The following is an 18,163-nucleotide window of genomic DNA, read 5'->3' as shown; positions in this document are numbered from 1 at the left end:
GGGATCTTCGCCGTCAGCCGCGCAGCACCAGCACCTGACCCGGCGGGAGCGTGAGCCTGTCCCCCACCGCGACAGTCCGGCCCGTGAGCAGGTCCACGCCGGCGACCTGCGAGACCACCGTGCGGGCCGCGGCGCCGTGGTGCAGCACGAACGTGAAGGGCGTGCCGTCCGCCGCGACGCGGCGCACCACCTCGATCCCCTCGTGGTCCGCGTGCGGACCGAGCAGGCCGTGCCCGGCCACGACGTGCCGCAGCACGCGCGCGACGCCCGCGTCGTCGAGCCCCGTCGCGACGTGCCACGCCGACCCCGCGCCCCGTCGGGCGCGCGTCACGGCCGCACGGCCCGCGTAGAAGTCAGCCCCGTACGTGCCGACCACCTCCGTGCCGTCCTCCGGCACGAGCAGCTCGAAGACGAGCGTCGCGTCGTGCGTCGTCGCCGCGCCGTCGAGCGTCAGCGTCACGGGGTTGGCGGCGCCGGGCACGCCCGAGTCGGTCTCCTCGACGCGCGCGCCCACGAGTGCGTCGAGCGGGGGCGACCCGAGGAACGCGTTGTCGGACTCGTCGACCCGCCCGCCGTAGAACGTCGTGACGAGCGACCCGCCGCGCTCGACGAACGCGGTCAGCCGCTGCGCCACGTCACCCTTCAGCAGGTGGAGGACGGGCGCGACGACCACGTCGTACCCCGCGAGGTCGGCCGTGACGGGCACGACGTCGACGTCGACGTTCGCGTGCCACAGCGCGCGGTGGTACGTCAGCAGCGTCTGCAGGTAGGAGACGTGCCGGTTGTAGCCGTCCGTCATCTCGACCGCCCACCACGAGTCCCAGTCGAGCAGCAGCGCGACGCGGGCGGGCGTGCGCGCGCGGAGCAGCGCGGACCCGGTCGTCGCGAGCGCCGCACCGAGGTCGGCGGCCTCGCGGAACACGCGCGTGTCGGTGCGGCCCGAGTGGTCGAGCAGCGCGCCGTGGTACTTCTCGCACGCCCCCTTCGACTGCCGCATCTGGAAGTACAGGGTCGCGTCGGCGCCGTGCGCGACCGACTGCCACGTCCACAGCGCGAGCACGCCGGGCCGCTTGACGGGGTTGACGTCGCGCGACGCCGTGATCGACGGCGTCTGCTCCATGACCCAGAACGGTTGCCCGCCCTTGAGGCCACGCATCGCGGCGTGCGTCGCGGCCATGCGCGCGGCCGTGCGCAGCGGGTCGTCGGGCAGCGGCGGGTAGTTGTCCCACGACACGAAGTCCAGGTCGTCGGCCCAGCGGTGGTAGTCGACCGGCTGGTAGAAGCCCATGAGGTTGGTCGTCACGGGTGTCGTCGCGTCGTGCGCGCGGATCGCCGCCTTCTCGGCGACGAACCCCTCGCGCAGCCGGTCGGACATGTACCGCCGGTAGTCGAGAGTGATGCCCTGGAACGCCGTGTGGTTCGGCCCGCGCCAGTGCTCCGACAGCATCGACGGCGGCACGACCTCCTCCCAGTCCCCGAAGACGTGGGACCAGAACAGGGCGTTCCACGCGTCGTTGAGCCGCTCGAGCGTGCCGTACCGCGCGCGCAGCCACTCCCGGAACCCGGCCGCGCACAGGTCGCAGTAGCACGCGCCGCCGTACTCGTTGCCGACGTGCCACGCGACGACCGCCGGGTGGTCGGCGTACCGCTCGGCGAGGCGCGCGGCCATCGCGACCGACAGCCGCCGGAACGCGGGCGACGACGGGCAGTGGTTGTGCCGTTGCCCGTAGACGTGGCGGCGGCCCTCGAGGTCGACGCGGCACGCGTCGGGGTACGCACGGGCGAGCCACGGCGGCATCGCGCCGCTCGGCGTCGCGAGCACGACCTGCCGCCCCTCGGCGTGGACGCGCTCGACGATCGCGTCGAGACGCGCGAAGTCGTAACGGTCCTCGGCGGGCTGCGTGTGCGCCCACGCGAACACGCCGACCGTGAGGGTCGTGACGTGCGCGAGGTCGAACGCGGCGTGGTCCTCGTCCCAGACGGGCGCTGGCCACTGCTCGGGGTTGTAGTCGCCGCCGTAGCGGACGTGGTCGCCGGGGGGCAGGGTCACGGGACACCTCGCGGTGGGTGGGGACGGACGGGGAACGGCCGCGCCGTCGGGGGCAGGCCGCCGGGAGAGGGGTCGGTCAGGCCGTGAAGCGCGCGGTCGCGTCGCGGACCACGGGCTCGGTCGTGGTCGTCACGGCCAGCGCCAGCAGGCCCGCGAGCAGCACGAGCACCCAGTCGGACGTGTACAGCACGACCCCGACGCACAGCACGAGCAGCGACAGGACGCCGAGCGTCACGAGGGGACGCGCCGCCAGGTAGTACGACGTGAGCCGCGCGAGGTCGCGCGTGCGCAGGCTCAGGTGCGACGACAGCGCGAGCGCGACGACGGCCCACAGCAGCGTCGCGACGGCCAGCACGACGAGCGCCACGCCGTACGCCCCCGGGATGCCCGCCGCCTCGCGGTTCGCCAGCGAGAACCCGATGACCGCCTGCACGGCCACGAACGGCACCCACCAGCGCAGCACGTCGACCGCGTTGACGCGGTACCCGCGCCAGAAGTGCCGCCCGGGGTGCAGGTCGCGCTCGGCGAGGAACCGCCGCCACGCGAACATCGCCGCGGCCAGCGCGGGCCCCAGCGGCAGGGCGAGCAGCGCGACGATCCACACGTTGGCGGCGTCGGCCGCGAGGAACGGCACGAGCGCGAGCGGCAGGCCGCCCGTGATCGCCACGAGCACGCTGATCGTCAGGACCCAGAGCACGACGGCGGCACCCCGCGAGAGCGGGCCGGAGCCGACCTCGTCGAGCGGGTCGCTGCGCTGCGTCATCGTCATCATGCTCGCACGCGCTCGTGCCCCGCGACGAGCCGGTCGTCGTCGACGCCCAGGATGCGGCGGTCGTCGAGCCCCTCGTGGTGCGTCGGGGTCACCGGCGTCAGCTCGACGAACGTCACCTCGTGGCGGGACAGCACGAGGTCGAGGTCGACGCGGCCGTCGTGCGCGCGCAGCACGTCGTGCTCGACGGCGGGCGCCGCGCACGTGCGCAGGACGTCGAGCTCGCGCGCGGTCGGCGACATCGGGCGGCCCAGCTCGCGCCACGCGGCGAACGCGTTGCCGTCGTGCTCGTTGACCCGCTCGCGCAGCGCGAACGCGACGTCGCCGCGCACGGGCAGCGACAGCTCGACGCGGTGCTCGGCCGCAGCGTCGCCGCCCTCGGTCCCGCCCACGGGCTGCCACGCGAGCACCGTGACGCGCCCGTCGGGGTCGGCGCACACGAGGTGGTCGTCGCCGCGGGCCAGCACGTCGCGGCCCATGCGCGCCATGAACGCGTACAGGTGGTACGTCGGCTTGGGCACCTGGCGGTGCGTGAGCATGCCGAACCCGCCGTGGAAGAACGACGTCGGCACGTTCGTCTCCTCGAAGACGTCGCAGAACGTCCAGTACGAGAACGAGTCGACGAGGTCGCCGCCGCCCGCGAGCACGGGCGCCAGGTAGGCCGCGTTGTACGCGGTGTCGTGGATCGGGTTGTCGGGCCGATACGAGGTGTTGAATTCGGTGATGTGCACCGGCAGGCCCGCGAGCGCCGTGCCCTCGAGGTAGCGGCGCGGCACGTCGAACTCGCCGAGCAGCCACGCCGGCGGCTGCAGCGTCTGGTAGGTGCCGAACGGGATCTCCTGCGTCGGGCCGGTCGCGTACGCGTGCCGGCTGACGAAGTCGATCGGCACGTCGCGGCTCGTCACGAAGTCCGCGAACGGCGCCCACCACGCGTCGTCCGAGCCGCCGCAGATGGCGGGCCCGCCGACCTGCAGCTCGGCGTCGACGTCCTTGACCGCGCGGGCGGTCTCCTCGAACAGGCGGAAGTACGCGGCCTGGTCGGCGTCCTTCCAGAACCCCGCGAGGTTCGGCTCGTTCCAGACCTCGACCGGCCAGCGCCGGACCTCCTCGATCCCGTACCGCTCGATCTGGTGCCGCAGCAGCGCCTGCACGAGCGCGACCCACTCGGCGTGGTCGCGCGGCGGCGTCACGTTGCCCTTCCACCAGAACACGGTCTGGTCGCCCGACGCGAGCTGCGAGGGCATGAACCCGAGCTCGAGGAACGGCCGGATCCCGACCTCGAGGAAGAAGTCGTGCACCTGGTCGACGTACGTGAACGCGTACCGCGTGTGCGTGCGCCCGTCGACCTCGTCGGTGCGCAGCAGCCCCATGTCGTCCGACAGCAGGCCGTGCCCGCGGATGTGCCGGAAGCCGATGTCGCGCTGCACCTGCGCGAGCGAGTCGCGGTAGTCGGCGCGCAGCGCGAGGTTCATGCGCCCCGTCCCGACGCACTCGCGCCAGGACGTGGGCAGGGGGCCGGACGGCTGGGACGGGACGACGGTGCGCACGGTGCTCCAAGGACGGGTCGGGGCGTGCCGGGGTGGTGCGGGGGTGCGGGACCCTGCCGGGGCCCGATGAGCGACGGCCGGGTCGCCCTCCGCTGCGGAGGGCGACCCGGCCGTCACCGGTCAGCCGTTCTTCTCGGCGAAGCGCTCCTGGGCGCCGTTCACGACGTCGAGGTACTGCTGCATGTTCTTGCCCTCGAGCTCCTTGACGTAGGCGTCCCACTCGTCGAGCGAGCGCTGGCCCAGGATGAACGCGGCCGTGTTCTGCCAGACGTGGTCCTTCAGGGCCGTCTGCCACAGCGAGACCTGCTCGCGCTCCAGCTCGTTGAGCGGGGCCGGCGGCGCGACGGGCGCGAGCTCCTTGTCCGACATCGACGAGACGAAGTCGACGACCTCGGGCCGCAGCATCGACTGGTCGAGCTCGTCGGACGAGCCGTGCTCGAGCATCCAGACGCCGTTGTGGTACCCGTAGTCGACGTTGAGCTTCTTGGGCGCACCCGGGTTGAGGTCGTTCTGGTCGATCTCCGGCATGAGCGTGCGCTTGCCGTCGGCGTCCTTGGTGTAGGTCTCGCCCTCGACGCCCCACTTCGAGAACTCGAGGCCCTCGTCGGAGTAGAACAGCCAGTCGAGGTACTGGAGCATCGCCTTGAGGTTGTCGGAGTCCTTGACCTTCGACGACAGCATCGCGCCGCTCACGAGGCGGCCGCCGGCGACGAAGTCACCCGCGGGACCGGCCGGGACGCGGATCATCGTGACCTCGCCGGGCGTGCCCAGCTCGGTGAACGCGGTGCGGACCTTGAGGATCTCCTGGTCGTTCGTGAGCTGCGCGAACGTCTGGCCCGAGGCGATCTTCTGCTGCGCCTGGTCGTCGTCCTGCGTGAGGCTCTCGGGGTCGAGCAGACCGTCCTCGACGAGCCCGTGGAAGTACTCGAGCAGGTCGCGGTACTCGTCCATCGCACCGGCGTAGACGAACTCCTTGGCGCTGGCGTCCCAGTACGTGCCCTCGCCGAAGCCCCAGCCCGCCGCGGTGCCGAAGTTCGGCGCGGCGATGTTGAGCGTCGCCTCGATCGGGCCGTTGGCCGACCAGCGGTCGGACATCGGGAACTTGTCGGGGTACGCCTCCTTGACCTTCGCGAGGTCGGCCGCGAAGTCGTCGAACGTCTCGGGCTCGAGGCTCAGGCCGAGCTGCTCCCAGACGTCCTTGCGCACCGCGAACGTGTACATCGGGCGGACGGACTCACGCAGGCCGGGCAGCAGGTAGAACTTGCCGTCCTCCTGGCGCATCCGGTCCACGTCGTCCTGCAGGTCCCACTTCTCGACCTTGTCCTTGAAGTTGGGCATGTAGTCGATGTAGTCGCTCACGGGCAGGATCGCGCCGCCGGCGACGAACTGCGCCTCCTGGCCCGGGTGCGTCACCGAGATGATGTCGGGCGCGTTGCCGGCGCCGATGGCGACCGACTTGGCCTGGTCCCAGTCCGACAGCGGACGCGACGTGATGTCGAAGGAGACGTTCTGGTTCTCCTTGAACTTCGTCAGGATGTCCCAGTCGTCCTTGAGCGGGTAGTTCGGGTGGTCGCGGTACATCAGGCCGAACGTCACCGGCTCCGTCGCCTTGAACGTCGTCCCGACCGCGAAGTCCTCCATCGCGCCGACCGAGCCGATGTCCTCGGCGGACGGCTTGTCGCCGCCCCCGCCGTCGCCACCGCTGCCGCAGGCCGCCAGGGCCAGCGCGAGGGTCGCGGCGGTCGCGGCGTACGCCACCGACCGCTTCTTGGTCGTCCTCATGGTTCTCCTTCCGGGGGAACGTCGTCGTCCGGATCCGTGGAAGTTGCACCGCGACCCGGGTGGGGCGCGGGTGGGGCGATCAGGTCACTGCTTGACCGAGCCGAGCATCACGCCCGACACGAAGTACCTCTGGATGAAGGGGTACAGGCACACGATCGGCAGGACGGTGAGCAGCATCGTCACCGCCTTGACGTTGGCGGCGATCTGCGTCGCCTCCGCGGACCCGGCCGCGCCGTCGACGCTCGTGGCGCCCGCGATGAGGTTCCGCAGGTAGACGGTCACCGGGTACAGCTCGCGGTGGTCCATGTAGAGGAACGCGGCGAACCACGAGTTCCAGAACGCGACCGCGTAGAACAGGATCATCGTCGCGATGACCGCCTTGCTCAGCGGCAGGACGATGCGCCAGAGCTTGCCGTACGTGCTCAGGCCGTCGATCTCGGCGGCCTCCTCGAGCTCGGTCGAGAAGTTCTCGAAGAACGACTTCATGACCAGCAGGTTGAACACGCTGATCGCGTTGGGCAGCGCGATGGCCCACACGCTGTTGCGCAGACCCAGCTCGTTGACGAGCACGTAGTTGGGGATCAGGCCGCCGTTGAAGAACATGGTGAACACGGCGATGCCGATGAACACCTTGCGCCCCTTGAGGCGGTACTTGGAGATCGCGTACGCGTACGTCGTGGTGAGCACCATCGCGACGAGCGTCGCGACGACCGTGTAGTACACGGTGTTCTGGTAGTTGCGCCAGAACATCGAGTCGCTCATGACGAGCTGGAACGTCGTGAGGTTGAACCCGCGCGGCCAGATCGTGACCTGGCCCGAGTTGATGTACGACTCCGAGCTGAAGGCCTGCGCCGCCAGGTTCGCGAACGGGTACAGCGTGATCGCCGCGATGAGGACCAGGAGCGTCGCGTTGACGACGCGGAACGCGGTGTAGGCCCGCGTCTCCTTGACCGCCCGGACGGTCGGCTTCGACAGCTTCTTGTCGAGGCGCGTGACGTTGTCGACGGTCACCACAGGGAGGCTCCCACCACTCGGCGCGAGATCGCGTTGGCCGACAGGACGAGGGTGAGGCCGATGAGCGCCTCGAACAGGCCGATGGCCGTGGCGTAGGAGAACTGGCTGGACCCGATGCCGACGCGGTACAGGTACGTCGCGATGACGTCCGCGGTCGGGTAGAGCAGGGGGTTGTACAGCAGCAGGATCTTCTCGAACCCGACGGCCATGAACGTGCCGATGTTGAGGATCAGCAGGACGACCATCGTGGGCCGGATCCCCGGCAGCGTGACGTGCCACGTCTGGCGCCACCGGTTGGCGCCGTCGATGCGCGCGGCCTCGTACAGCTGCGGGTCGATCGTCGACAGCGCGGCGAGGTAGAGGATCGTGCCCCAGCCGACGGTCTGCCAGATCTCGGAGCTGATGTAGATGGTGCGGAACCACTCGGGCAGCTGCATGAACCCGATGGCGTCGCCGCCGATCGCGGTGATGACCTGGTTGACCGTGCCGCGCATCGCGGTGAGCTGGAAGACCAGGCCCGCGACGATGACGATCGACATGAAGTGCGGCAGGTACGAGATGGTCTGGATGATCCGCTTGAACCGCTGCGAGCGGAGCTCGTTGAGCATGAGCGCCAGCACGATCGGCAGCGGGAAGATGATGACGAGGCTGAGGACGCCCAGCACCAGGGTGTTCTGGAAGACGTTCCAGAACGTGGGGTCGTTGATGAACATCCGCACGTAGTGCAGACCGACCCACTCCTCGCCGAAGATCGAGCCGCCCGGCCGGAACCGGCGGAACGCGATCACGTTGCCGAGCATCGGCACGTAGCGGAAGACCAGGAAGAACACGAGCGGCAGGACCAGCAGCGAGTACAGCTGCCAGTCCCGGCGCAGCGCGCGGCCCCACGTGACGTGACCCTCGCGGCGCCTGCGGTCCGCCCGGTCGCGCGGCCCCGACGGGCCGGCGCCGTGCGCGACCGGTGCGGCGGCGCGCTGCGTGCGGTCGACCGTCGTCTGCGCGGCGACCGTGCCGTCGACGGTCACTCCGTCCTGCGTGGACATGGCTTCACCACCCTTCGCGGGTGAGGAGCACCCCGGTCGGGGCGGTGCTCGTCAGGTGCGGGTCGTGGTGGTGCGGCGGGGTCCCGGCGGCTGCCGGTCCCGTCTCGTGCTGCTCCGCCTGCATCGGTTCTCCACGCCCTCGTGGTCGAAACGTGTCGGCGGCCCATTCCGCCGAACGTGATGGCTGCCACGTTAGGCAAACGTTTGCGGTGCCGTCAACCTCCGTGTCCGAACCGAGACCGGACGGGTGTCCGGGACGACTTCCGAAGGTTGCCCGACATGCCGCCGGCCCGGGCCCCGAGCAGGCACGGCGGGGTGCTACCGTCGGCCTCGAAACTTGCGGACACACCACGGGCACCCGACGACGACGTCACCTCCCGCTGTCACGGCGAGCCCGGCCGAAGGAGGCCCCGTGGCCACGTCGACCGACGGGCGACGCACCGTGACCATCGCCGAGATCGCGGCGCTCGCCGGCGTGTCCGTGCCGACCGTCTCCAAGGTCCTCAACGGCCGCGCCGACGTCGCCGCCGCGACCCGCGCGCGCGTCGAGACGATCCTCGAGGAGCACAGCTACCGACGACGACGCGGGCGCGGGTCAGGCGACCCGAGCCTCATCGACCTGGTGTTCCACCACATCGACAACGCGTGGGCGCAGGAGGTCATCAAGGGCGTCGAGGACGCCGCCGCCGCGCGCCGCGTCGGCGTCGTGCTCTCGGAGCTGGGCGGCGTGCACCGCCCGCCGCAGGACCTCATCGACGACATCCTCGCCCGCCGCCCGCTCGGCGTGCTGCTCGTGCTCTCGACGCTCGACGCGACGCAGCGCCACCAGCTCGAGTCCCGCTCGATCCCGTTCGTCGTCGTCGACACCTTCGGCGAGCCGCCCGCGGGCGTGCCCACCGTGGGGTCCAACAACTGGAACGGCGGTCTCATCGCGACCCGGCACCTGCTCGCGCTGGGCCACCGCCGCATCGGCGTCATCGCCGGCCCGCCCGACGTGCTGTGCTCGCGCGCCCGCGTCGACGGCTACCGCAGCGCGCTCGCCGAGGCCGGCGTCGACGCGGACCCCGACCTCGTGCGCTGGGGCGACTTCCACGTCACGGGCGGGTACGAGCACGGCCTGCGGCTGCTGCAGCGCGCCGACCGACCCACCGCGATCTTCGCGGGCTCCGACTACCAGTGCCTCGGCGTCATGCGCGCCGTGCGCGAGCTCGGGCTCTCGATCCCCGAGGACGTGTCGGTCGTGGGCTACGACGACATCCCGCTCGCGCAGTGGCTCGGACCGTCCCTGACGACCGTCCGCCAGCCGCTGCGCGACATGGCGGCCACCGCGACCCAGATGGTGCTCAGCCTGGCCGCGGGCGAGCGCCCGGCGAACCTGCGGATCGACCTGGCCACCGAGCTCGTCGTCCGCGAGTCGACCGCCCCCGCGCCCGCCTGATCGTCGGGCGCGGCGACGCCGACCGGACGGAGACGTCCAGCCACCGGGACCACCCCGCCACGAGACCGGCCGCAGTGCGGGTGGCCGACGCCGTGAGCAGCACGGGCCCGGGCTCGCGGACCGGGCGTCTCACGGCACGGGCACCGAGCCGGCGGTGAGTCGGCGGTGCGGTCGGGCTCTCCGTCAGGGTCCGCCGTCAGGCCCTCCCGTCAGCCGATCGCGACCACCGGCTCGCCGGGTCGCAGCGTGACCCGGCGGCGCGCGCCGTCCGCCCCCTCGCGCACGTCCACCACGACCGGGCGGACCGCCTCGAGCACGGCTCGCACGACCCGCCCGTCGCGCCACACGAGGTCCACGAGCCGCACGCCGCCGCGCAGCCGCAGCCCCCGCACGCGACCGTCGGGCCACGCGGCGGGCAGCGCCGGCAGCAGGTGCACCTCGCGCACGCCGTCGGCGCCCAGGCGGTGCGCCTGCACGAGGGTCTCGGCGAGCCCCGCGGTGAAACCCAGGTTCCCGTCGATCTGGAACGGCGGGTGCGCGCACAGCAGCGAGCGGTACACGCCGCCGCGCTCGGCGGCCGGCGCGTCGGCGGGCGGCAGGTCAGCAGGGTCGGCGTCCACCGGGTGCAGGAACGCCGCGACCAGGGCGGTCACGCCGGCGGGGTCCCGCAGCCGGGCGCGCAGCGCGAGCCGCCACGCGAGGGACCAGCCGGTCGAGTCGGGGCCGCGCGCGTCGAGCGTGCGGCGCGCCGCCGCCGCGAGCGCAGGCGTCTGGTCGGGGTCGATCGACGTGCCCGGGAACACCCGGTACAGGTGCGACTGGTGGCGGTGCGCGGGCTCGGCGTCGGGGACGTCGGTCGACCACTCGGCGAGGCGGCCGTCGGGGGCCACCCGCTCGGTCGGCAGCCGGTCGAGCGCACCGTCGACCGCGGCCCCCAGGTCCTCGTCGTGGTCGCCCGCGACCGGCGCGAGGCGCAGCACGTGCTCCAGCAGGTCGCGCGCCATCGCGACGTCCGACGTGGTGGAGACGCCCGCCGCGGCGGGCCGCCCGTCGGGCAGCAGGTAGTGGTTCTCGGGGCTCGTCGCGGGCGCCGTGCCGAGCGTGCCGTCGGGCTGCGGCACGAGCGTGTCCAGCAGGAACAGCGCGGCGCCGCGCACCACCGGCCAGTGCCGGCGCAGCGCGTCGTCGTCGCACGTCCAGTCGTGGTGGTCCACGACGTGCCGCGCGAGCCACACGCCGCCGAACGGCCACCAGGACCAGCTCACCGAGTCCCGCCCGCGCCCCGTCGGGCCCGTGAAGCACCACGGGTCGCTGTTGTGGTGCGCGACCCAGCCGCGCGCGCCGTACAGCGTGCGCGCGGTGCCCTCGCCCGCCGCGGCCAGCCGGTCGAGCCACGCCAGCAGCGGCTCGTGGCACTCCGCGAGGTCGCCGACGAGCGTCGGCCAGTAGTTCATCTCGGTGTTGATGTTGATCGTGTAGTTCGCGTTCCACGGCGGCTGGACGTGCGGGTTCCAGACGCCCTGCAGGTTCAGCGGCAGCGTCCCGGGCCGCGAGCCGGCGACCGTGAGGTAGCGCCCGTGCTGGAACGCGAGCACCGCGAGGTGCGGGTCGGGCGCGCCGTGCGCGTGCCGCACGAGGCGCGCGTCGAGCGGCAGGTCGGGCACGACGTCCCCCGGCGCGTCGCCGCCGGGCGAGCCCAGGTCCAGGTGCACCCGCCCCATGAGCGCCGCGTGGTCGGCCTCCTGACGCGCGGGCAGGCCGTCGAGGTCCGCGAGCGCGGCGTCGAGCGCGGCACGGGCCTGCGTCGCGACGCGCGTGCGGTCGCCGTGCAGCGTCCCGCTCACGACGTCGTGGTCGGACGCGGTCGCCACCACGACGCGCACGCGGTCCGCGCCACGCACGACGACGACCCCGTCGACGACCTCGGCGCTCGCACCCGGTCCGTCGGCGAGCACCGCGACCGCGACGCCCGCGTGCACCGACCGTCCGCCGTACGTCACCTGGTCGGGCTCGCCCGAGTAGTTCGGGAGCACGTGCGACGGCATGTCGACGGCCGCGCGCAGGACCGCGGCGTCGGCGGGGCGGTCGGCACGGTGGTCGGCGGGGGCGTCGCCGGGCGCGGGGTCCGCGACGGGCGCGACGGCCCACGCGTGCCGGGACGTGAGCCGCACGCGGAGCTCGCCGCCGGGCACCGTGCCGGCGTCGTCACGGGACACGTCGGCGCCGGCGTGCGCCCGGTCGAGCAGCAGCACGCGGTCGGGGTGGCTCACGCGCACGTCCTGCCGCCACGGCGTGCCGTCGGCGGCCCGCCACGCGCTGGACGCGACGCCCGTGGCCAGGTCGAGCACACGGCGGTAGCGCGTCTCCCCCGCGGCGCCGGGGTGGTCGACCTCGACGTCGACGAGCGGCTGGTACGCCTGCGACCAGCCGGTCTGCAGCCGCTGCACCTCGCGCTCGGCGCCGAGCGGGTCGTCGGCCGCGAGCCGTGCCCGGGCACGCGCGAGCACGCCGGGCGGCGCGTCGTCGCCGAGCGGCCCGACCGGCTGCGGCGGGCCGTCGAGCGGCGCGCCCGACCAGCAGGTGTCGTCGTTGACCTGCAGCACCTCGTGCGCGGTGCCGCCGTGCACCATCGCGCCGATGGTCCCGTTGCCCACCGGGAACGCGTCCGTCCAGCGCCGGGCGGGTGCGTCGAGCCGCAGCTGCAGGCGCGTCGTCGCGCCGACCTCGTCGTCCACGCACCCCACCCAACCATCCGTGCGCGTCGCGTCGCAGCCCGTCCCGGGTGGCAGGATCGGCGCGTGCACGTCGTGTTCTACGAGCCCCGCATCCCCGGCAACACCGGCAACGCGATCCGCATGTGCGCCGGGACGGGGGCCACGCTGCACCTGGTCGAGCCCTTGGGCTTCGACCTGTCCGAGGCACGGCTGCGGCGCGCCGGCCTGGACTACCACGACCTCGCGCACCTCGTCGTGCACGCCGACCTCGACGCGCTCCTCGCGGCGCTGCCGGACGCGCGGGTGCTCGCGTTCACGACGCAGGCCACCCGGCGGTACACGGACGTCGACTGGCGCGACGACGACGCGCTGCTGTTCGGCCCCGAGCCGACGGGGCTGCCGCCCGAGGTGCTCGCGCACCCGCGCGTGAGCGACCAGGTGCGCATCCCGATGCTGCCCGGTCGCCGGTCCATGAACCTGTCGAACGCGGCGGCGGTCGCGACGTACGAGGCGTGGCGCACGCTGGGGTTCCCGGGCGGCGTCTGAGGCCCCGCGTCAGGGCCGTGTGAGGATCGTGCGGTGCTCGCCACCCGCCCCCTGCTCACCGGCACGTTCGGCATGGTCGCCTCGACCCACTGGCTCGCGAGCGCGGTCGGCATGCGCACGCTCGAGGCGGGCGGGAACGCGTTCGACGCGGCCGCCGCGGCGGGGTTCGCGCTGAGCGTCGTCGAGCCGCACCTCAACGGCCCCGGCGGCGACGCACCGCTGATCGGGCACCGGGCGTCGGACGGGCACACGTTCGTGATCTGCGGGCAGGGCGTCGCCCCCGCGCTCGCGACGACGGACGCGTGCCGCGCGCTCGGCGTCGAGGAGATCCCCGGCACGGGCCACCTCGCGGCGGTCGTGCCCGGCGCGTTCGGCGCGTGGCTCGACCTGCTGGCGCGGTACGGCACGCTCCCGCTGGCCGACGTGCTGGGACCCGCGATCGGCTACGCGCGCGACGGTCACCCGCTCCTGCCGGCCGCCGCGAGCACGGTCGCGACGGTCGCGGACATGTTCCGGGCGCACTGGCCGACGAGCGCCGCGGTGTACCTGCCGGGCGGCGCGGCCCCGGCACCGGGCGCGCGGTTCACCAACCCGGACCTCGCGACGACGTTCGAGCGGCTGCTCGCCGAGGCCGCGGCCGCGGGGCCCGACCGCGAGGCGCAGCTCGAGGCCGCGCGCCGTGCGTTCTACGAGGGCTTCGTGGCCGAGGCGGTCGACGCCTTCGTGTCCGGCACGCCCGTGCACGACGCGACGGGTCGCGCGCACACGGGGTTCCTGCGCGGCGACGACCTCGCGGCCTGGCGCGCGACCGAGGAGCCGACCGTCGCGGTGCCGTTCGCGGGCGTCGAGGTCAACAAGACGGCCGCGTGGGGGCAGGGGCCGATGCTGCTGCAGCAGCTGCGCCTGCTCGACGCGCTCGGGGTCGACGACCTGGTGCGCGCGGCGGTCGCCCCGGGTGCGGGCGACGCGCCGGACGGTCCGCTGACCGAGCTCGTGCACGTGGTCACGGAGGTCGCCAAGCTCGCCGCGGCCGACCGCGACGCCTGGTACGGCGACGACGGCGACGTCCCCCTCGACGCGCTGCTGTCCCCCGCGTACGCCGCGCAGCGCGCGCGACTGGTCGGTGCGGAGGCCGACGGCGGGTACCGGCCGGGGTCGCCGGACGGCCGCACGCCGCGACTTGCCCGGGCGCTCGTCGCTGCCCGCGCCGCGGCGGACGCGGGCGACGCGCGCGGGCCGGGCGTCGCGGGGCTGGGCGAGCCGACCGTGTCCCCGATCGGCCTGAGCCCGGGCGACACGTGCCACGTCGACGTCGTGGACCGGTGGGGCAACCGGGTCTCCGCGACGCCGTCGGGCGGGTGGCTGCAGTCGAGCCCGGTGGTGCCGGGGCTGGGGTTCGCGCTGCCGACGCGCGCGCAGATGTTCTGGGTGGAGGACGGCCTGCCCGCGAGCCTCGCGCCCGGGCGACGGCCCCGGACGACCCTGAGCCCGGCCCTCGCGCTGGGCGACGGGCACGGGTTCGCGTTCGGCACGCCGGGCGGCGACCAGCAGGACCAGTGGACGGTGCCGTTCCTGCTGCGGCACCTGCTGGGCGGGCTGGACCTGCAGGAGGCGATCGACGCGCCCGCGTGGCACTCGTCGCACGTGCACGGGTCGTTCCACCCGCGCACGCACGTGCCGCGGGGCCTGGTCGCCGAGTCCCGCCTGGGCGCCGCGGTGCTCGCGGGACTGGCCGCGCGTGGGCACGCGGTGGCCGACGCGGGGCCCTGGACGCTCGGACGCATCAGCGCCGCGGGCGTGCGCGCCGACGGGTTCCTCGAGGCGGCCGCGAACCCCCGCGGGCGGCAGGGCTACGCGGTCGGCCGCTGACCTGCTCCGTGACGGTGTTGTGACAACCGCGTGACTGCCGCTGACACCGCCGGTGACCGGGTGAGAAATCACGCTCACCAGCACGTCTGTCGGCGGCAGTGCGGAAGTCGGTCGAACGGGACGCGCTTCCAGTCATGGTGTTCTCCATGAGGGTTCTATGAGGATCTGACCGCTGACACGTTTCGGACATGCCACCGGCGCTACGGTCGCTGACATGCCCTACGACGTCGTGGACGCGCACCTCCAGGCGTGGGACCCCGAGACGGTCCACTACCCCTGGATGGCGCACGACCCGGCGCTGCTGCAGCGCACCTACCGGGTCGACGAGGTCGGCGGAGCGTTGCACGAGCACCACGTGGACGGCGTGGTGCTCGTGCAGTCCGCGGACAACCGCGCCGACAGCGAGCACCTGCTGTTCCAGGCGCTGTGCTCCCCCCACGTCCTCGGCGTCGTGGCCTGGGTGCCGCTCGACCACCCGGAGGACGCGGCCACCCAGCTCGACCACTGGCGCGCCGAGCCGGTCGTCGGCATCAGCCACCACGTGGACCGCGAGGCCGACCCGCAGTGGCTGCTGCGTGACGCCGTCGGCGAGGGCCTCACGATGCTCACCGAACGCCGGCTCGTGCTCGACGTGCCCGCGACGACACCCGCGCTGCTCGCGCACGTCGCGACGGTCGCCGACCGGCACCCGAAGCTCACGGTCGTCGTGGACCACCTCGGCGCGCCGCCCCTGGCCGCGCTGCGTGCCGGCGACACGACGACCTGGCGGGCGTGGTGCGACGCGCTGCACCGCGCGGCCGACGTGCCGAACGTCGTCGCGAAGCTCGCGGGGCTGGGCCGCGCCGCCGGCCCGGGGTGGACCGTCGACGACGTCCGTCCGGCCGTCGACCACGCGCTCGACGCCTTCGGACCCGACCGGCTCATGGCCGGCAGCGACTGGCCGACGGCGCTCGACGCGCACGGGTCCTGGCACGAGGTGTGGGGCGGCCTGCGCGCGGCGCTCGGCGACCTCGGCGACCACGGCGTCGCGCAGGTGCTCGGGCGCACGGCGGTCGAGGTCTACGGCATCCCGCCGCTCGTCCCGGAGCGCTGACCTCGGTCGCCGCGGTCCGGCGTGGACTCCCGCAGCACGACCTCCGTGGCGACCGGGTGCACGCGCGGCTGCCCCGGGGCCGGCTCGAGCACGAGCCGCGTGACCAGCGCACCGACCTCCACGAGCGGCACCCGCACGGTCGTGAGCCCCGGCACGACGTCCCGGAGGGTGAGGATGTCGTCGAACCCCGCGAGCGCGACCTCCTCGGGGACGCGCACGCCACGGTCGCGCGCCGCTGCGAGCGCACCGAGCGCCATGACGTCGGTCACCGCGAACACCACGTCGACGTCGGCGCCGACGGCCAGCAGCTCGCGCATCGCGGCCCGGCCGCCGTCGTGCGTGAAGTCGCACGTGAGCACGTGCGCGGGGTCGACGGGCGCGCCGAGCTCGGCGAACGCCGCCGTGAACCCGTCGCGCCGGGCACGCGCGGTCAGGTGCGCGTCGGGGCCCGCGAGCACCGCCGGCCGTCGGTAGCCGCGCGCGTGCAGCGCCCGCGCGAGGTCGGCGGCCCCCGCGGCGTCGTCGACGACGACCGTGTCGACGCCGAGCACGGGCTGCCCCACGAGCGCCGCCGAGCCGCCGGACGCCGCGTAGTCGGCCAGCGCACGACGCATCACCTCGTTGCCGGGGTCGTCGTCGTGACGTCCGCCGACCACGACGATGGCGCGGGCGCGCTGCCGCTGCAGCAGACGCACCACCTCGACCTCACGGTCGGGCTCGTGCTGCGTGGTGCTGAGCATGACCTGCAGCCCCGCGGTGTCGGCCGCGGCCGTGACACCGGCCGCGATCGAGGAGAAGTACGGGTCGGTGATGTCGTGGACCACCAGCCCGAGGCACGTCGTGCGACCGCGGGCCATCGCCTGGGCGTTCGCGTCGGGGGTGTACCGCAGCCGTTGCGCGGCCTCGAGGACCCGCTCGCGCAGGTCGGCCCGGACGGTCCGGTTCGCGCTGCCGTTGACGGCACGCGACGCCGTCGCGAGCGACACGCCCGCCTCACGTGCGACGTCGCTCAGCGTGACGCTCGTGGCCATGCCGGAAGGCTAGGCCACGCGGGCACGCGCCGTGGTGGCGTTCACCGGGCCTTTCTGCCCGCGGGCCGGTACCGCTCGTCGTGCGAGGTCAGCGGTCGACGCGCGCCCCGCCGCCGCCCGCGAGCCTGAGCACCTCGGCCTTCGTGGCCATCGTCGTGTCACCCGGCGTGGTCATCGCCAGGGCGCCGTGCGCCGCGCCGTACTCGACGGCGGTGGCGAGCGGCTGTCCGTCGAGCAGCCCGAACGCGAGGCCCGACGCGAACGAGTCGCCGCCGCCCACCCGGTCGAGGATCTCGAGCCCGGTCCGGTGCGTCGCCCGCACGAGCCCGGACTCGCGGGACCACGCGATCGCGCCCCAGTCGTTGACGGTCGCGCTGCGGACGGTGCGCAGCGTCGTCGCGACCACCCGGAAGTTCGGGTACGCGGCGACGGCGCGCTCGATCATCGCCGCGAACGCGTCGACCTCGAGCTCGGACAGGTGCTCGTCGACCCCCTCGACCTCGAAGCCGAGCGAGGCGGTGAAGTCCTCCTCGTTGCCGAGCATGACGTCGACGTGCGGCGCGATCTCCCGGTTGACCTCCTGGGCCCGCGCCTGCCCGCCGACCGCCTTCCACAGCGACGGCCGGTAGTTGAGGTCGTAGGAGACGACGGTGCCGTGCCGGCGCGCGACCGTGACGGCCTCGAGGACCGTCGCCGCCGCGGTGTCGGACAGTGCGGCGAAGATCCCGCCGGTGTGGAACCAGCGCACGCCGAGCTCGCCGAACACGTGCTCCCAGTCGACGTCGCCGGGCGCGATCTGCGAGGCCGCCGTGTGCCCGCGGTCGGACACGCCGACCGCGCCGCGCACCCCGAACCCCCGCTCGGTGAAGTTGAGGCCGTTGCGGACCTCGCGGCCGACGCCGTCGTACGGTACCCAGCGCACGAACGACGTGTCCACGCCGCCCTGCAGCACGAGGTCCTCGACGAGCCGGCCGACCTCGTTGTCCGCGAGCGCGGTCACGACCGCGGCCCGCAGCCCGAACGCGCGCCGCAGGCCGCGCGCGACGTTGTACTCGCCGCCGCCCTCCCACGCGCGGAACTGGCGCGCGGTGCGGATCCGCCCCTCTCCCGGGTCGAGCCGCAGCATGACCTCGCCCAGCGAGACGGCGTCGTAGCGGCACGCGGACGCGGGGCGGAGGTTCAGGTCGGACATCGTCGGCTCCTGACGCGGGACGGCGGACTGGATCGAACTCTCACCGCGAGGGTGGGGACTGGGTCGACCTCTCGC

Annotated in this window: 13 protein-coding genes; 4 read left to right on the top strand and 9 right to left on the bottom strand. The window is 73.7% G+C overall.

Features of this window, described 5'->3' with window-relative positions; translation table 11 throughout:
* Nucleotides 1-13: 13 nt before the first annotated feature.
* The 6 genes from ATM99_RS08515 to ATM99_RS08490 form a co-directional block, all read right to left on the bottom strand.
* Nucleotides 14-2,050, bottom strand: a complete 2,037-nt coding sequence (locus ATM99_RS08515) for a beta-galactosidase (RefSeq protein WP_062102481.1) — start codon at nucleotides 2,048-2,050, stop codon at nucleotides 14-16.
* A 76-nt stretch (nucleotides 2,051-2,126) separates the two neighbouring features.
* A complete protein-coding gene (locus ATM99_RS08510) occupies nucleotides 2,127-2,813 on the bottom strand; it encodes a glycosyl transferase (protein ID WP_062102493.1) in 687 nt (228 codons plus the stop codon).
* A gap of 5 nt (nucleotides 2,814-2,818) precedes the next feature.
* Nucleotides 2,819-4,366: a xylan 1,4-beta-xylosidase gene (locus tag ATM99_RS08505; protein ID WP_062102480.1), complete on the bottom strand. Its 1,548-nt coding sequence runs from the start codon at nucleotides 4,364-4,366 to the stop codon at nucleotides 2,819-2,821.
* 120 nt (nucleotides 4,367-4,486) lie between these two features.
* The gene (locus ATM99_RS08500) at nucleotides 4,487-6,148 is read right to left on the bottom strand and encodes an extracellular solute-binding protein (RefSeq protein ID WP_062102479.1); all 1,662 of its coding nucleotides are present in this window, start codon (nucleotides 6,146-6,148) and stop codon (nucleotides 4,487-4,489) included.
* 84 nt (nucleotides 6,149-6,232) lie between these two features.
* Entirely contained in the window at nucleotides 6,233-7,162 is a 930-nt protein-coding gene (locus tag ATM99_RS08495) for a carbohydrate ABC transporter permease (RefSeq protein ID WP_369798038.1), read from the bottom strand.
* Nucleotides 7,156-8,205 carry a sugar ABC transporter permease gene (locus tag ATM99_RS08490; protein ID WP_223304901.1) on the bottom strand — a complete coding sequence of 350 codons (1,050 nt, stop codon included), beginning with the start codon at nucleotides 8,203-8,205 and terminating at the stop codon, nucleotides 7,156-7,158. The genes ATM99_RS08495 and ATM99_RS08490 overlap by 7 nt, the downstream gene beginning before the upstream one ends.
* Before the next feature lie 412 nt (nucleotides 8,206-8,617).
* Here ATM99_RS08490 and ATM99_RS08485 point away from each other — a divergent pair, with 412 nt between their 5' ends.
* Nucleotides 8,618-9,643, top strand: coding sequence for a LacI family DNA-binding transcriptional regulator (locus tag ATM99_RS08485; protein WP_062102478.1), 1,026 nt, complete (start codon nucleotides 8,618-8,620; stop codon nucleotides 9,641-9,643).
* Nucleotides 9,644-9,852: 209 nt separating this feature from the next.
* Here ATM99_RS08485 and ATM99_RS08480 read toward each other — a convergent pair whose 3' ends face one another.
* On the bottom strand, nucleotides 9,853-12,378 hold the full coding sequence (locus ATM99_RS08480) for a glycoside hydrolase N-terminal domain-containing protein (RefSeq protein ID WP_190278806.1): 2,526 nt from the start codon (nucleotides 12,376-12,378) through the stop codon (nucleotides 9,853-9,855).
* A gap of 63 nt (nucleotides 12,379-12,441) precedes the next feature.
* Here ATM99_RS08480 and ATM99_RS08475 point away from each other — a divergent pair, with 63 nt between their 5' ends.
* From ATM99_RS08475 to ATM99_RS08465, 3 genes are all read left to right on the top strand, one after another.
* Nucleotides 12,442-12,903: a tRNA (cytidine(34)-2'-O)-methyltransferase gene (locus ATM99_RS08475; protein ID WP_062102476.1), complete on the top strand. Its 462-nt coding sequence runs from the start codon at nucleotides 12,442-12,444 to the stop codon at nucleotides 12,901-12,903.
* Between the two features lie 72 nt (nucleotides 12,904-12,975).
* Nucleotides 12,976-14,772: a gamma-glutamyltransferase family protein gene (locus ATM99_RS08470; protein WP_062102490.1), complete on the top strand. Its 1,797-nt coding sequence runs from the start codon at nucleotides 12,976-12,978 to the stop codon at nucleotides 14,770-14,772.
* Nucleotides 14,773-14,986: 214 nt separating this feature from the next.
* Nucleotides 14,987-15,865, top strand: a complete 879-nt coding sequence (locus ATM99_RS08465) for an amidohydrolase (RefSeq protein ID WP_062102475.1) — start codon at nucleotides 14,987-14,989, stop codon at nucleotides 15,863-15,865.
* Here the strand turns inward: ATM99_RS08465 and ATM99_RS08460 are convergent.
* Nucleotides 15,832-16,896 carry a LacI family DNA-binding transcriptional regulator gene (locus ATM99_RS08460; RefSeq protein WP_062102474.1) on the bottom strand — a complete coding sequence of 355 codons (1,065 nt, stop codon included), beginning with the start codon at nucleotides 16,894-16,896 and terminating at the stop codon, nucleotides 15,832-15,834. The genes ATM99_RS08465 and ATM99_RS08460 overlap by 34 nt on opposite strands.
* A gap of 88 nt (nucleotides 16,897-16,984) precedes the next feature.
* Nucleotides 16,985-18,088, bottom strand: coding sequence for a sugar kinase (locus ATM99_RS08455; protein ID WP_062102473.1), 1,104 nt, complete (start codon nucleotides 18,086-18,088; stop codon nucleotides 16,985-16,987).
* Nucleotides 18,089-18,163: the final 75 nt, after the last annotated feature.

The organism is Cellulomonas sp. B6 (genome assembly GCF_001462455.1).
Classification (GTDB): domain Bacteria; phylum Actinomycetota; class Actinomycetes; order Actinomycetales; family Cellulomonadaceae; genus Cellulomonas.
This window is presented reverse-complemented; position numbering and strand designations above follow the sequence as displayed.